Origin of the sequence: Paenibacillus sp. S150, from assembly GCF_019352175.1 — a bacterium.
In the GTDB taxonomy this organism is placed as follows: Bacteria; Bacillota; Bacilli; order Paenibacillales; family Paenibacillaceae; genus Paenibacillus_AQ.
Genome location: NZ_JACBYI010000028.1, coordinates 45,921 through 60,337, shown reverse-complemented (window position 1 = coordinate 60,337; position 14,417 = coordinate 45,921). Strand labels below are relative to the sequence as shown.

General features: G+C 55.3%; 13 protein-coding genes. 1 reads left to right on the top strand and 12 read right to left on the bottom strand.

The window, feature by feature from the left end; genetic code table 11:
• Window positions 1-18: 18 nt before the first annotated feature.
• The 3 genes from recG to HYD27_RS21855 all read right to left on the bottom strand — a co-directional run bounded on the left by recG (window position 19) and on the right by HYD27_RS21855 (window position 4,834).
• On the bottom strand, window positions 19-2,070 hold the full coding sequence (gene recG, locus HYD27_RS21865; RefSeq protein ID WP_219218648.1) for an ATP-dependent DNA helicase RecG: 2,052 nt from the start codon (window positions 2,068-2,070) through the stop codon (window positions 19-21).
• Window positions 2,071-2,083: 13 nt separating this feature from the next.
• On the bottom strand, window positions 2,084-2,944 hold the full coding sequence (locus HYD27_RS21860) for a DegV family protein (protein WP_219218647.1): 861 nt from the start codon (window positions 2,942-2,944) through the stop codon (window positions 2,084-2,086).
• A 102-nt stretch (window positions 2,945-3,046) separates the two neighbouring features.
• Complete coding sequence (locus HYD27_RS21855) at window positions 3,047-4,834, bottom strand: DAK2 domain-containing protein (protein WP_219218646.1); 1,788 nt, start codon at window positions 4,832-4,834, stop codon at window positions 3,047-3,049.
• Window positions 4,835-5,025: 191 nt separating this feature from the next.
• Here HYD27_RS21855 and rpmB point away from each other — a divergent pair, with 191 nt between their 5' ends.
• The gene (rpmB, locus tag HYD27_RS21850; RefSeq protein ID WP_219218645.1) at window positions 5,026-5,214 is read left to right on the top strand and encodes a 50S ribosomal protein L28; all 189 of its coding nucleotides are present in this window, start codon (window positions 5,026-5,028) and stop codon (window positions 5,212-5,214) included.
• 101 nt (window positions 5,215-5,315) lie between these two features.
• On the opposite strand, the gene spoVM is transcribed toward rpmB, so the two are convergent.
• The 9 genes from spoVM to def all read right to left on the bottom strand — a co-directional run bounded on the left by spoVM (window position 5,316) and on the right by def (window position 14,331).
• Entirely contained in the window at window positions 5,316-5,396 is an 81-nt protein-coding gene (spoVM, locus tag HYD27_RS21845; protein ID WP_020431362.1) for a stage V sporulation protein SpoVM, read from the bottom strand.
• 168 nt (window positions 5,397-5,564) lie between these two features.
• Entirely contained in the window at window positions 5,565-6,233 is a 669-nt protein-coding gene (gene rpe / locus HYD27_RS21840; RefSeq protein ID WP_219218644.1) for a ribulose-phosphate 3-epimerase, read from the bottom strand.
• A gap of 4 nt (window positions 6,234-6,237) precedes the next feature.
• A complete protein-coding gene (gene rsgA / locus HYD27_RS21835) occupies window positions 6,238-7,143 on the bottom strand; it encodes a ribosome small subunit-dependent GTPase A (RefSeq protein WP_219218643.1) in 906 nt (301 codons plus the stop codon).
• A gap of 128 nt (window positions 7,144-7,271) precedes the next feature.
• On the bottom strand, window positions 7,272-9,389 hold the full coding sequence (gene pknB, locus HYD27_RS21830; protein WP_219218642.1) for a Stk1 family PASTA domain-containing Ser/Thr kinase: 2,118 nt from the start codon (window positions 9,387-9,389) through the stop codon (window positions 7,272-7,274).
• Window positions 9,386-10,162: a Stp1/IreP family PP2C-type Ser/Thr phosphatase gene (locus HYD27_RS21825; protein WP_219218640.1), complete on the bottom strand. Its 777-nt coding sequence runs from the start codon at window positions 10,160-10,162 to the stop codon at window positions 9,386-9,388. The genes pknB and HYD27_RS21825 overlap by 4 nt, the downstream gene beginning before the upstream one ends.
• Before the next feature lie 6 nt (window positions 10,163-10,168).
• Window positions 10,169-11,209: a dual-specificity RNA methyltransferase RlmN gene (rlmN, locus tag HYD27_RS21820; RefSeq protein WP_219218638.1), complete on the bottom strand. Its 1,041-nt coding sequence runs from the start codon at window positions 11,207-11,209 to the stop codon at window positions 10,169-10,171.
• Between the two features lie 190 nt (window positions 11,210-11,399).
• Window positions 11,400-12,905: a 16S rRNA (cytosine(967)-C(5))-methyltransferase RsmB gene (gene rsmB, locus HYD27_RS21815; protein ID WP_219218636.1), complete on the bottom strand. Its 1,506-nt coding sequence runs from the start codon at window positions 12,903-12,905 to the stop codon at window positions 11,400-11,402.
• Window positions 12,902-13,840, bottom strand: a complete 939-nt coding sequence (fmt, locus tag HYD27_RS21810; protein ID WP_219218635.1) for a methionyl-tRNA formyltransferase — start codon at window positions 13,838-13,840, stop codon at window positions 12,902-12,904. Before fmt ends, rsmB begins: the two co-directional genes overlap by 4 nt.
• A gap of 5 nt (window positions 13,841-13,845) precedes the next feature.
• A complete protein-coding gene (gene def, locus HYD27_RS21805; protein ID WP_219218634.1) occupies window positions 13,846-14,331 on the bottom strand; it encodes a peptide deformylase in 486 nt (161 codons plus the stop codon).
• Window positions 14,332-14,417 lie beyond the last annotated feature (86 nt).

Genomic DNA, 14,417 nt, shown 5'->3' with positions numbered 1-14,417 from the left:
GCTGGAGTATGTGCCTAATTAATCCATAAGGTCCCCCTGAAAAATTTGCTCGCTCTGCAAATAGCTCCGCAGCGGCGCATAATCGGTGGAGGTCCAGAACTCCGCTTCCTTCAGCAGCTCCGCCACATCGTCCCTGGCCTGCTCCAGCACCTCGAAATCGGCGGCCATATCCCCCAGCCGGAACTCCGGCAGCCCGCTCTGCTTGGTTCCGAAGAAATCTCCCGGCCCGCGCAGCTCCAGATCCCGCCGGGACACCTCAAAGCCGTCATCCGTATCGGTCATCGCTGTCATCCGCTCGCGGCCGACCCCGGATTTCGGATCAGCCACAAGCACACAGAAGGATGCATGCCGGCCCCGCCCGACACGGCCCCGCAGCTGATGCAGCTGGGACAGCCCGAACCGGTCCGCATCCATTATGATCATCAGCGTTGCATTGGGAACATCAACACCAACCTCCACAACAGTAGTGGAGACCAGCAGCTGAATCTCATTGCTGTAGAAGGCGCGCATGATCCCGTCTTTTTCCCCGGGTGTCATCCGGCCATGAAGCAGTCCAACCTTGTAATCGGGAAACGCCTGGGTCATCTGTATATGCAGATCAATTGCGTTCTGCACATCCAGCTTCTCCGATTCCTCTATCAGCGGACAGATCAGATACGCCTGCCGGCCCTGACCGATCTCGCGGCCGACCAGCCTGAGCACCCGTTCCATCAGATCAGGCTTCACCCAATAGGTTGTAATCGGCACGCGTCCCTTGGGACGTTCAGAAAGCGTGGACACATCCATATCGCCGAACACGGTAATCGCGAGCGTCCGCGGAATGGGGGTCGCCGTCATCGTCAGCACATCCGGGTTATAGCCCTTGCGGCGCAGCACACTGCGCTGGTTGACGCCAAAACGGTGCTGCTCATCCGTAACCACCATTCCCAGCCCGCGGAAGAAGACATCCTCCTGAATCAAGGCATGGGTGCCGACCACAATATCGAGCATTCCCATCTGCAGCGAGGCCAGCAGATCCTTGCGCTTGCGTCCGCTTACGCTTCCCGTCAACAGACCCACCGTAATTGCAAACGGCTCAAACATCTTGGTAAGTGAACGCATATGCTGCTCAGCCAGAATCTCGGTAGGCACCATCAGCGCCCCCTGAAATCCGGATTTCACCGTGGCATACAAGGCTACTGCCGCAAGCACCGTTTTGCCGGAGCCCACATCGCCCTGCAAAAGACGGTTCATGCAATACGGTGAACGCATATCATGCAGGATTTCCAGCTCCACGCGCTTCTGGGCATCCGTCAGCTCAAAAGGCAGGCTGCGCACAAACTGCCGTACGGTCGCATTGTCAACCGTATGCACCACACCGTCCATTCTGCCGCGGTTCAGCACACGGAAGGCCTGCACCTTAAGCTGGAACAGAAACAGCTCCTCATAGACCATCCTGCGCCTTCCCTGCTGGCCTTCGCGCGTATCCTCAGGCCGGTGGATCGTGGCGATGGCCCGTTTGCGGGACATGAAATCATATTTCCTTATGATGGAATGCGGGAGGATCTCCGGGATCAGCTCGCCATACTGCTGCAGGCCCTGATTAATTATTTTGCGTATCCAGGATTGCGTAATCTTGCCGCCTACGGAATAAACAGGCTGCAGGGTGCCGATTTTGCCTTCTCCCCGGTCCGTAAATTCATAATCCGTCACCGTAATGGCATTTCGCTTCTGATCCCATTTGCCGGTAATGACGATTTCACGCTGGGCAGTCAATTGTTCCCGCACGTACTGCTGGTTGAACCACGTCGCCGTGAACATCCATGACCCGTCCACCATTTTGCAGCTGAGGCGGGATTTGCCCCCGAAACGCTGCAGTACAGGAACGCCGATAACCTTCGCTACAAGGGTGGCCTTGTCGCCGTGTTTGATCTCGCTTAATTGGCGGGGACGGAAATCATCATAACGGAACGGATAATACTCCAGCAGATCCTTCACTGTAAAGACGCCAAAGGCGTGAAGCTCGTTTTGCTTTTGAGCGCTCACGCCATTTATTTGTTTCACTTCAATTGCATCCAAAGATAGTTCCATGTTCATCCCCTATTTACGCGGGCCAGATGAATACGGCTAAGGTGCCATTGCCAACATGGCTCCCTACTACAGGACCAACGTTGGTCAGTACCTTCTCTTCCAGGGTGAAGTGTCCGGCCAATTCCTTAAGGAATTCTTCGCCGGAAGCCGGTTCAGCCGTATGACCCACGGCCACGTTAATTTTGTCCACACCCGGCAGATCCTTCTTGAACAGCTCAATCATCCGGGCAACTGCCTTCTTGCGTCCTCTTACCTTCTCCACCGCGTAAATGATTCCTTCAGCATCAATGGACAGAATCGGCTTGATGTTAAGCAGCGTTCCCAGAATGGCGGAGGCTTTGCCGATTCTGCCGCCCTTCTGCAGGTATTCCAGCGTATCGACCAGAAAGTACAGCTTGCGGGACTGGCGGAGAGTCTCCACCTCGGCCAGGATATCCTCCGGGCTTTCGCCCTTGGCAGCGAGCCTGGCCGCCTCTACCACCATGAAGCCAAAGCCATAGGAAGCGGAAAGAGAATCCACAACAGTAATTGCTTCCCCTTCCTCCTCCAGCATGGATTTAGCCAAAACAGCCGATTGGTACGTGCCGCTAAGTCCCGAGGAAATGTGAAGAGATAGAATCCGGCTGCCCGGATTCCGTTCCAGAATGCCCCGGTACACGTTCATATACTCAACCGGCGACGGCTGGGAAGTGGTCGGAAGCTGCTCTGAGCGGGGAAGACGCTCATAGAATTGCTCCGGTGTCATATCCAGATTATCCCGGTATGCCTCCTCGCCGAACATCAGGGTCAGAGGAACAACCTCAATGCCATAAGCTTCCGCCATGGACGGCGGGATATCTGACGTGCTGTCGGTGACGATTACGGTACGATTCATGGATTTCCTCCCCAAACTATGATTTGGCAGGCGCGCCGGCCACCCTTGAAAAGGATGCCCGGAAGCTTCTGCTTGAGACTATAAAAGGATTAATATTTCCGCCTACGGCTCTACGGAGAAAAGATAATAGTACAGTGGCTGCCCGCCCTCGTGCACCTCAACTTCAACCTGTGGATAGACTTCATCAAGCCAGCTTTCCAGCGCTTCGGTGACCTTATCCTCCGATTCGGCACCGGTCAGGACAGTAACGATTTCATCGCCGTTCTCAAGCATGCTAACGAGCAGCGCCTGGCTTGCGGCCAGCAGATCATCCGCAGCGGATACAATCTTCGAATTGGAAATACCGATATACTGCCCGGATTTGATCTCCAGCTCCTCGATTACCGTGTCCCGGACCGCATTCGTAATCTGCCCCGATTTAACCTGGGAGATGGCCTCCATCATGTTGCCTGTATTCGCGTCCACCGAATCATCCTCCTGGAAGGCAAAAGCGGCGGCAATCCCCTGCGGGATGCTCTTGCTTGGAATAACCGTAATCTCACGTTCGCCCTCCAGCAGATCTCTGGCTTGCTGCGCGGCGAGCACAATGTTCGAATTGTTGGGCAGGATATAAATATGCTTGGCAGAAATGGATGAGATCGCGTTCACGAAATCCTCCGTGCTGGGATTCATCGTCTGCCCGCCCGACAGAATGGCGTCTACTCCAAGACTTCTGAATATATCGGAGATGCCCTCACCGGAGGAAACGGCAATGAAACCGTATGGCGCCATATCATCTGCGGGAGGAACCGCCGGTGCCTGCACACTGCTCTCTTCCTTCGGAATATCGGCAAACACGTCCGGCATTGGCGCAATATCCATTCCGGCGGTCAGCAGATCGCGGTGCTGCTCGCGCATGTTAAGAATATGGATCTGTGTAATCTCGCCATATTGAAGCGCCAGGTTCAGCACCTCGCCCGGTGTCTTGGAATGCACATGCACCTTGATGGTCTCATCATCCGAAATAACGATTATCGAGTCTCCGTTCACTGACAACGCTTTCCTAAAAGCTTCCTCATCAAATTCCGCTTTTACGGAGCCGCCGAGCAACCGGTTAATAAAAAATTCCATATCATATAGAAATTCAATGTCTTCCGTGGACAGCTGGGATTGAGCGGAAGACTGCACGGAGGGCATTATGTTCTCATGTTTGGTCAGCACCGCTGCGGGCACCGCCACAGCCACTGCCGCAGGAGCTTGTCCTTGTACAGATGCCGGCACCGCTGTGCCTGTGCCGCCCATCAGGTATTGATGAAAACCCTCATAAATGTATACCAGGCCCTGGCCGCCAGAGTCTACAACGCCCACCTGCTTGAGCACAGGCAGAAGCTCCGGTGTATTGGCCAGCGCCTCTTTGGCTTTGACCAGTACTTCAGTCATCAGCTCCGTGACATCTGTCGTGCGGCGCGCATAATAGACCGCATGTCTGGCCGCCTCCTTGGCAACAGTAAGAATCGTTCCCTCTACCGGCTTGACCACCGCTTTATAGGCTGTATCCACCCCGGTCTGCAGCGCTGCTGCGAACTGCTGCGTGTTCAATTCATCGTATTGGGCTGCGGACCGTCCAAGACCCCTGAACAGCTGTGACAAAATAACACCGGAATTCCCCCGTGCGCCCATCAAGAGACCTTTGGACAATACTCCTGCACATTGGCCGACAGAGGCGGTATTATTTTTTTTCAATTCGTTCGCACCTGCGGTCATCGTCAAATTCATGTTCGTTCCCGTGTCTCCATCCGGAACCGGAAAAACATTCAGGGAATTGACGTGCTCTGCATGCTGCTGCAGCATCTCCGCTCCGGCGAGTACCATTGCGGTAAAATCTGTTCCGTTTATAGAACGCTTACTCAATGAGAATTCCCCTTCCTAACTTCATGCCTAATCAATTCTATGATTAACTGGACATAATACACTAATTTATATTGTACTATAAGAGACAAAAGAAATAAATGTTTTTGAAGCGGTTGACGTAGCAAATTTTGCTGTGATATTATATTTAAGTATTGTTTTATGCAGGTGTAAGTAACAAGGAGGTGTAATCTATGTCCCGCAAATGTACTGTAACTGGCAAGAAACCGGGCAGCGGCAACCATGTATCGCATGCGAACAACCGCAACCGCCGCTCTTGGGGAGTTAACGTTCAGAAGGTCCGTATCCTCGTGGACGGCAAACCGAAACGCGTGTACGTCAGCACCCGTGCTTTGAAAGCCGGCAAAGTTGAACGCGTTTAGTCTTGGGTTATCCTGAGACCTAGCGATAATTCATATGAAGCAAAAAGCACCCTTTACATATGTAAGGTGCTTTTTTTCATGTTTTCTGTTCAATTCTCTCTTCAGCTTTTCTGAAAAGTGTTCAAAATCGCTTTAACAAAACCTCCCAAAAATCTTGGCAGCTTGAACGTATAAAATTTCATCATTAACCCTCCCATCAATTCATGCCGTACGGTAGGAGACTTTCCTGGCGTGCCGCTAACGTAACGAATGCAGACCTCCCTTATTGAACCAAAAAAGGCTACATGAGATTTCTGCTCATGTAACCATGTTTATGCGTCAGGAACTTGGCCTATACCATCCGCTTACGATTATCGCAGAGCCGCCTCCGCCGCTTCACGGATCGCCTTGATGGCAGCTGCCCGGTCGCTGCGGCCGAATACGGCATTTCCGGCCACCAGAACGTCCGCACCCGCTTCCGCGGCCAGCGGAGCAGTGTCTTCGGCGATGCCGCCGTCCACCTCGATGCGCAGGGAGCTGTGATTGACTTCCCGGGCCCATTCGCGGATCTGGCGGATCTTCTTCAGCGTATGCGGAATAAACGATTGTCCGCCGAAGCCAGGATTAACCGTCATCACCAAGACCATGTCCACATCCTCCAGGACCTCGCGCACAGCCGACGCCGGAGTGCCCGGGTTAATCGCCACGCCGGCCAGAAGCCCCAGCTCCTTGATCTGGTGCACCACGCGATGCAGGTGCACACAGGCCTCGGCATGCACCGTAACGATGCCTGCTCCGGCAGCTGCAAACTCGGGGATATAGCGTTCCGGATTCTCAATCATCAGATGGACATCCAGCGGCAATGAGGTATGTGCCTTCACTGCTTTTACAATCGGAGGTCCAAGGGTAATATTCGGCACAAAATGGCCGTCCATGACATCTACATGAATCCAGTCTCCGCCACTGGCCTCGGCTTCTGCAACCTCAGCGCCAAGTGCGGCAAAATCGGCTGACAATATCGACGGTGCGATTGTAATCATAATGTTAGTACCTCCGCTTTTTATCTTTCATTTCATTGTAAAAGAGCTTGTAATGCCCGTAACGGCTGTCCGCAATAGCCCCCGAATCCACAGCCTCTATGACATGGCAGCCGGGCTCATGAAGATGGCTGCAGCCGCGGAATTTGCATTTTTCGGCATAAGGAGCAAACTCCCGGAAGCAGGTGGACAGCTCATCCACGCCAAGTTCCAGAAAATCCAGCTGGCTGAACCCAGGCGTGTCGGCCACAAAACCGCCGCCCCCGATATCCATCAGCTCCACATGGCGGGTGGTATGCCGGCCGCGCCCCAGACGGAGGCTGATCTCTCCCGTCTCCAGCTCAAGGCCGGGTACAAGGCGGTTCAGCAGCGTTGACTTGCCGACGCCGGACTGGCCGGAGAAGACGCTGATGATGCCGGCCAGACGTTTACGGAGCTCCTCGCTGCCTTCACCGGTAAGCGAACTTGTGACCATCACTTCGTACCCGATGCGCTCGTACAGCTCTTTGACCTGAGCCGTAGCCTCACCATCGTCATCGGCCAGATCCTGCTTCGTCAGCACAATCAATGTCTCCAGACCGGAATGCTCAATGTGAACCAGAAACTTATCCAGCAGATTCAGATTCAAATCCGGCTCACGTACAGAGAAGAGAAGCACCGCCAGCTTGACATTGGCTACCTGCGGACGGACCAGCTCGGACTCTCTGGGGAGCAGCTCGTCAACCATGCCTTCCCCGTTTTCGGTCAGAACATATTTAATCCGGTCCCCGACAAGCGGAGCGATCCCCTTTTTCTTGAGGATTCCCCTCCCCCTGCACTGTACAGCCGCTTCCTCGGTTGCAATCAACCCTTCACGAAGCGGCTTTACGTAGTAATAACCGCTTAGAGCTTTGATAATAATTCCTTCAGGCATACATAATGAGCCTTCCTCTCCTGATTTTGCACAAATGACCCAAGCCTGTAGCTACCCGGGTCATTCTGCTGCCGCAGCCGTTCCGGCGTTTCCTTCGGGCAGCTGCAGCTTATCTCTTTTTATTGCTTCTAATCCCCCGTTTCCGTATTTGCACCGCCTTCAGTGGACGGAGGCAGAATTTCCGGTTCAATCGTCGGATCAGCAGACACAGGTATGTCAGTAGGCGCCTGTGTTGGCTCGGGGGTATGCTGTACCGGAGGCTCCGGCTCGGGTACAGTTCCATTTTTGGCGTCAGAGTATCTGATCGTATAGGTTTCCACGAATTCGCCATCCTGGTAGACGGAAATGGAACCGTCCTTATTAGGGGCGAGGACCAGATTCACCGATAATTTCTGGCTTTTCGCAATCGTCCGTGTTCCCCATTCCTGGTTCTCGCCATCTTTGCGGGCATCCGCATAAATAATGCGGATTTTGGTCTTTTGGCCCTCTGCCAAAGGGGCCACAGGTACATCGTACGTATACTCCAGAGCTTCAGGCGGATAGCCTGTGCTTACCGTAATGTTAATCTTTTCTCCGGGAGAAGCCGTATCGCCTTTCTCATAAGGCCATTGCTCAAGCACCAGGCCTGCCTCAACAGAAAAGCTCGATTCTTCCTTAATCTCACCGAGGACCAGACCGGCTGCCTCGAGCATCGCTTTCGCGTCCGCCTGGGTTTTGCCTACGAGATCCGGTATCGGCGTCGTCTCTTTTCCTTGGCTGACAATCAGCTTGATCGTTGCCGTCTCCGGATCATATTCGCTGTTCACGGCCGGCTCCGAGCTGATGACCTGCCCTTCGGGGAAATCCTCGCTGTAGCGCGGGTCCTGTGTAATCCGTTTTTGCTCCACACCTTCCGCAATCAGCAGCTTGACTGCCTCCTCATAAGGCTTGCCGGATAAGTCGATCATCTGGGGAAGGGTCTTTTCTGTGCTTACGGTAAGAGTGATATGTGTGCCTTCTTTGACTATCGTATCGGGATCTTTACTTTGCTTCCACACCTCATCCGGCTCGTAATTCGGGTTGTACTCCTGGAGCGCCGGTTCTTCCGCAATCAGCCCAACCTTCGCCAGCTCGGCCTTGGCCTCCTCAAAGGACATTTCAGTCACTTTGGGCACAGCCACCTCGTCGACGACAAGCTTGGCATTCACATACCAGACCACGCCGCCCATGGCGAGCAGGAGAAGGAGCGTGAGGCTTATCCATAACACCGGACGGCCCCATCTCCGTTTGCCGGAACCAGCAGGCGGCTCTTCCGCTTCCCGCCTCATTCTGTCTTCTCCTCCGCCGCGGCTGCCGAGTCCCCGCTGCATCGGCTTGATCGCCGGAATCACACGGGTTCTGTCCTCATCCTCATCATCGTTGAACAGCGCTTTGGATTCACTGCGTCTTTCGGGCAGCAGGCAGGTCTCCAGATCCTGCAGCATTTCCTTCGCCGATTGATACCGTTCCTCAGGATTCTTGCGCATGGACCGTAAAATAACATTCTCTACGCTTTGGGGAATCAGCGGATTGAGCAGACGCGGCTCTTCAAATTCCTCCTGCAGATGCTTCAAAGCCACGCTGATCGGGCTCTCACCCAAGAATGGCAGCACACCGGTAAGCATCTGATAGAGCACAATCCCCAGGGAATAGAGATCGGACTTCTCCCCTGTAGTTACCCCTTTGGCATGCTCCGGCGAGAAATAATGCACCGAACCCACCACCGAACCCGTCTGGGTAATCGTAGTGGAGGTAACTGCCCGGGCAATCCCGAAATCCGTCACTTTGACTCTCCCGTTACGTCCGATCAGAATGTTATGCGGCTTGATGTCACGGTGTATGATCTGATTCTGGTGCGCATGATCGAGCGCGTCGCAGATCTGGGAGGCAATGCGGACAGACTCATCCACCTGCAGCGGAGCCCGTTCTTTGATAATCTCGTTCAGGTTCTTGCCTTCTATATACTCCATAACGATATAATGAATTTCATCTTCCTGCCCTACATCATATATGCTGACCACATTCGGATGCGATAAGGATGCTGCAGATTGCGCCTCCCGCCGGAAGCGGCGGATAAATTCCTCATCGTGCACAAACTGGTTGCGCAATACTTTGATGGCGACGTTCCGGTTCAACAAAATGTCATGGGCTCTATAGACGAGCGCCATGCCGCCTCCCCCGATCCGTTCGATGACTTGGTAACGGCCGCCCAATTCGTGACCGATCATGTATCCCACTCCTTTGTCTCGGGCACAGCGGCCTCTCCTTGATGTTCTAACATAGCAACGCTTATATTATCGGCGCCGCCGGCAAGCAATGCCAGCTGAAGTAAACGGTCCGCTCTTTCCTCTAAGGATATTTCCTGTATTCCAGCCACTTTTCCCAAATTCTCCGGGTTGACGAAATTGCTCAGACCATCGCTGCACAGCAGCAAAAGCTCACCAGGTGCCAGCTGCACGGGCGCCAGATCGGCGGTAACCTCTTCATCCGTTCCAAGCGCCCTGGTCAGAACATTGCGGCGCGGGTGGTTATCAAGCTCCTCGAGACTGATCTGGCCGTTCTTGAACAGCTCATTGACCAGCGTATGATCCTCAGTTAACTGGATGACTGCCCCATTCTTGATCAAGTAGGCTCTGCTGTCCCCGATGTGGCCGATAAATCCGGTCGGCCCCTTCAAAAGCGCAGCCACGACGGTCGTACCCATATTATGATACTTCTCATCACTTAAAGCCTCATTGTACACTGTTTTGTTGGCTTCATAAATGGCGGAAGCAAGCGCGTCCCGCAGCTCTTCCCCGGAAAGATCCGGCTGAAGCCCGTCCAGGGCAGCTCTCATTGTCTCCAGGGCAAGACGGCTCGCGGTGTCGCCAGCCAGATGTCCGCCCATTCCATCGGCGATAATGCCGAGGGTATAACCATGGCGTGTCACGCCGATCCAGACCGAATCCTCATTGACGGTACGTACCCGGCCAATGTCGCTGGCATGAACTGTTCTGATCAAATATCCTCACCCCAACTCCATATGTTTGGCGCGCAGCTGTCCGCATGCGGCCGCAATATCATGGCCCTGCTCACGGCGGATGGTAACATTCACGCCATGGTCGGCCAGAATACGCTGAAATTCAAAAATATCATTGCGGGAAGTCCGTACATACTTGCGCTCCGGCACATGATTGACCGGAATCAGATTCACATGGCACAGCATGGTCTTAAGCACTCCGGCCAGCTCCTCCGCATGCTCCTTCTGGTCATTGACGCCGCCGATCAGCGCATATTCAAAGCTGACCCGGCGGCCAGTCTTGGCCTGGTAGTAACGCAGGGACTCGATTACATCATCAAAAGGATAACGGCGGTTGACCGGCATCAGCTTGGAGCGCAGCGCATCATTGGGCGCATGAATCGAAATCGCCAGATTGATCTGGGTGTCTTCGTCGGCAAACTTATAAATATTCGGCACAATCCCGCTGGTGGAGACCGTAATATGCCGCTGTCCAATATTCAGGCCCTTCTCGTGAATCATCAGGCGCAGGAATCTCATTGTGGCGTCATAGTTCTCAAACGGCTCGCCTGTGCCCATAATAACAATGCTGCTGACACGTTCGCCGCGGCGGTCCAGAATCTGCTGGGAACGAACAACCTGGGCGACAATCTCTCCGGCCGTCAGATCCCGCTTCAGCCCGCCGAGTGTGGACGCGCAGAAGGTGCAGCCGATCCGGCAGCCCACCTGTGTAGTCACACAGACGCTGTTTCCATAATTGTGTTTCATAATAACTGTCTCGATCGCATGGTCATCATGCAGACCGAACAGGAATTTGACGGTACCGTCCTTGGATTCCAGCTTCGTGATCTCGGTCAGCGCTTCTATGCTGAACTGTTCGTTCAGCTTGGCGCGCAGCGCCTTGGAGAGATTGCTCATAGATTCAAAATTATTGACCCGTTTGACGTACAGCCAATCAAAAATCTGTCCGCCGCGAAAAGCCGGCTCTCCGTTGTCCTTGGACCACTGCTCCAACTCTTCCAGAGAAAAATCATATATTAAAGGTTTCATTGGTTTTTAGCACCTGTTCTTTCTTAAGATATATAGACTTCTACGGCAAAGCCGTTTCTACTTAATGATATGCGTATTATTTCTCATTCTTCCTATTTTAACACAAATTCCAGAGACGGTAAAAGAAAAGCCCGCCGCGCATAACCACCTGCGGGCGGGAGACCGGTAAAAGTGTTGCGGAGCTGCTATATTACAAGAGTCTCTGCAGCCGGGCAATGTAGAACCCGTCACTGCCGAAATGCTGAGGCAAAAGCTGGATTCCCTCTCCCTCCGCCAGTGCGGTTCCCTCCAGTCTCTTCCATACCGGAGAGCTGAAGGATACAGAGGCGAAGCCGGGATTATTCTTCAGGAATTCAGCAATGATCCGGCTGTTCTCCGCCTGCTCTGTTGTACAGGTGCTGTAGACCAGAACACCGCCGGGCTTCAGCAGCCCTGAGACCGATTGCAGCAGCTCGGCCTGCAGCGCAGCCACGCTGGCTACATCCTCCGGCTGCTTGCGCCATTTGAGATCCGGCTTCCGGCGGATGACCCCAAGTCCGGAGCAAGGGGCATCAAGCAGAATCCGGTCAAAGGATTCCGGTTCAAGCACCCGGGCCAGCCGGAGCGCATCATGGCTGCCTGTGGCAATGCAGCCGAGACCCAGCCGCTGCGCCTGGTCGGCAACCAGCTGCGCCTTGTGGGCATGCAGATCGTTCGCATAGATCCAGCCTTCATCTTTCATCAGCTCGCCCATATGGGCGCTTTTGCCTCCCGGAGCGGCACAGCAGTCAAGCACCCTCATGCCCGGCTCCGGCGCCACAGCCTCAGCCACCAGCATCGAGCTCTCATCCTGGACCGACAAGCAACCCTCCCGGTACCAGGAGGTCAGGGCCAGATTGCCGCCGCCCTTGACGACGATGCCATACGGGCTGACGAGGGAGGCCGAAGCTTCCAGGCCGGCTTCAAGCATCTGGGCCAGCAGGGCATCACGGCTGATCATTGCAGCATTCACACGGACGCTGGACGCCGGCGGCTCATTGTTGGCCGCGCATATCGCTTCGGCCGCCTCCACCCCATACTCCGCGGCCCAGCGCCGTACCATCCATAGCGGATGGGAGTGCAGAACAGATATCCGTTCCTCGCGGCCGAGACTCTCCGGCAGAACCGGCAGCTCCCCGGCACGCAGCACGCTTCTGAGCACTCCGTTCACCATGCCCGAAATCCCCTGATGCCCGCGTTTCTTGGCGATGTTCACCGCTTCGTTGACGGCAGCATGGGAGGGAACACGGTCCAGGTACATTAGCTGATACAAGCTTAGGCGCAGCAGGCTGCGGACCCAGGGCGCAAGCCTGGCAAGGCCTTTGCTGACGAAGCCGCCCAGCACATAATCGAGGGTAATCATCCGAGAGATGCTGCCGTATACCAGTTCTGTAACCAGGCCTGCATCCTCACGGCTGAGCGCAGACTTCTGCAGGCTGCTGCTCAGCAGCAGATTGCTGTAAGCCCCCTGCTGCTCAACGCGGACAAGCACATCCAGCGCCACCTCGCGGGCGGACCCGGCCGCCGGTTTGCCTGCGCCGCCAGGCCGGTGATTCTTGCCTGCCGTGCTTTTATCTTTGCCGCCGCCGGCCTGCTTGGCTCCGGCAGCCCCAGGTCCGTTGCCGCCGCTTGGCTGAACATGCGGCCCTCTGCGGTCCGCGCCGCTGCCCGCGCTCAACCCAGCACCGTTCCGGGCTTCATCGCTGCCCCCCGGCTGAAGTCGGCTGCCGTCATTGCTTTTTTGCCGGCCGGCTGAACCGAGGTGAGCAGCAGGCTGCCATCGCCTGTCTTCACCTCAACCCCGTCCCCGCTCACCGCAAGCACCGTGCCGGGTACTGCCGCGCTGCCTCCGCCTTGCGCGGCGGGCTTCAGCGCAGCCCATACCTTGAACGTTTCACCGTTCCAGAGTGTAAACGCGCCGGAGAACGGCACCAGTCCGCGAATGCGGTTATAAATGTCACGCGAGCCCGCGCTCCAATCAATCCGTTCATCTTCCCTGCTGAGATTCGGCGCATAGGTGGCTTCGCTGTCATCCTGTGGAGTCGCCTGCACGCGTCCGGCGGCCAGCCGCGGCATTTCCGCCTTGAGCAGCTCACATCCGGCCAGGCTCAGCTTCTCAAACAGCGTGCCCGAAGTGTCCTCATCGTCAATGGAAACCTCAACCCGCGAGATCATATCGCCGGTATCCAGTCCTTCCGCCATGTACATCAGCGTGACTCCGGTAACCTTCTCGCCATTAATAATGCAGCGCTGGATCGGTGCGCCGCCGCGGTATTTCGGCAGCAGCGAGCCATGCACGTTCACACAGCCGTATTGCGGCAGCTCCAGCACGGATTTCGGCAGAATCTGCCCGTAAGCCGCCGTAACGATCAGATCCGGCTCATAGGCCGCCAGCTCGGCTACGGCTTCAGGGCGCCGCATCCGTTCAGGCTGCAGCACCGGCAGTCCCAGAGACAGAGCCGCCTCCTTCACAGGAGAAGGCGTCAGCGTCTTCTTCCGGCCCTGCGGCCGGTCCGGCTGGGTTACAACCGCCACAACCTCGTACCCTTCCTCCAGCAGCATCTGCAGGGAAGGCACCGCAAAAGCCGGAGTTCCCATGAACACTATCTTCATTCCATTCACTCCTCAGTTTCGCTGCGCTCAGCCGTATACTCATATACCTTTTCGGCAATGTCCGTGAACAGCACCCCGTTAAGATGATCGATCTCATGCTGAAACGCCCGGGCCAGCAGGCCGCTCCCGGTGATCGTAACCTCCTTGCCTTCCCGGTCAAGCCCGGTCACGGTCACCGTTTCCGCACGGCGCACATCGCCGTTGAGACCCGGAATGCTCAGGCAGCCTTCCGGTCCGAACTGCTCGCCGTCCCTGCTGACAATCTCCGGATTAATCAGCTTGATCAATCCGTGCTCTTCATCGGCGTCCACCACGATCAGCCGTTTCAGAATTCCGATCTGCGGTGCGGCCAATCCAACGCCTTCCGCGTCATACATGGTATCGGCCATGTCGTCCAGCAGCTTCTGAACATTGGGGGTTACCTTGGTTACCGTCTTTGCCGTCTTGTGCAGCACTTCATCCGGTTCTTTCACAATCAGCCTGATAGCCATTACAAAAACACCATCCTTGAACATTTCTATAGTACAGCCGGCAAGCCGGGAGCGGATCTCCAGCTTGCCTCTTCCAGCAAAATCAA

Coding starts and splice junctions, on each gene's coding strand:
- recG (WP_219218648.1), bottom strand. CDS start 2,070: ATGGAACTATCTTTGGATGCAATTGAAGTGAAACAAATAAATGGCGTG.
- HYD27_RS21860 (WP_219218647.1), bottom strand. CDS start 2,944: ATGAATCGTACCGTAATCGTCACCGACAGCACGTCAGATATCCCGCCG.
- rpmB (WP_219218645.1), top strand. CDS start 5,026: ATGTCCCGCAAATGTACTGTAACTGGCAAGAAACCGGGCAGCGGCAAC.
- spoVM (WP_020431362.1), bottom strand. CDS start 5,396: ATGAAATTTTATACGTTCAAGCTGCCAAGATTTTTGGGAGGTTTTGTT.
- rpe (WP_219218644.1), bottom strand. CDS start 6,233: ATGATTACAATCGCACCGTCGATATTGTCAGCCGATTTTGCCGCACTT.
- rsgA (WP_219218643.1), bottom strand. CDS start 7,143: ATGCCTGAAGGAATTATTATCAAAGCTCTAAGCGGTTATTACTACGTA.
- pknB (WP_219218642.1), bottom strand. CDS start 9,389: ATGATCGGTCACGAATTGGGCGGCCGTTACCAAGTCATCGAACGGATC.
- rlmN (WP_219218638.1), bottom strand. CDS start 11,209: ATGAAACCTTTAATATATGATTTTTCTCTGGAAGAGTTGGAGCAGTGG.
- fmt (WP_219218635.1), bottom strand. CDS start 13,840: ATGAAGATAGTGTTCATGGGAACTCCGGCTTTTGCGGTGCCTTCCCTG.
- def (WP_219218634.1), bottom strand. CDS start 14,331: ATGGCTATCAGGCTGATTGTGAAAGAACCGGATGAAGTGCTGCACAAG.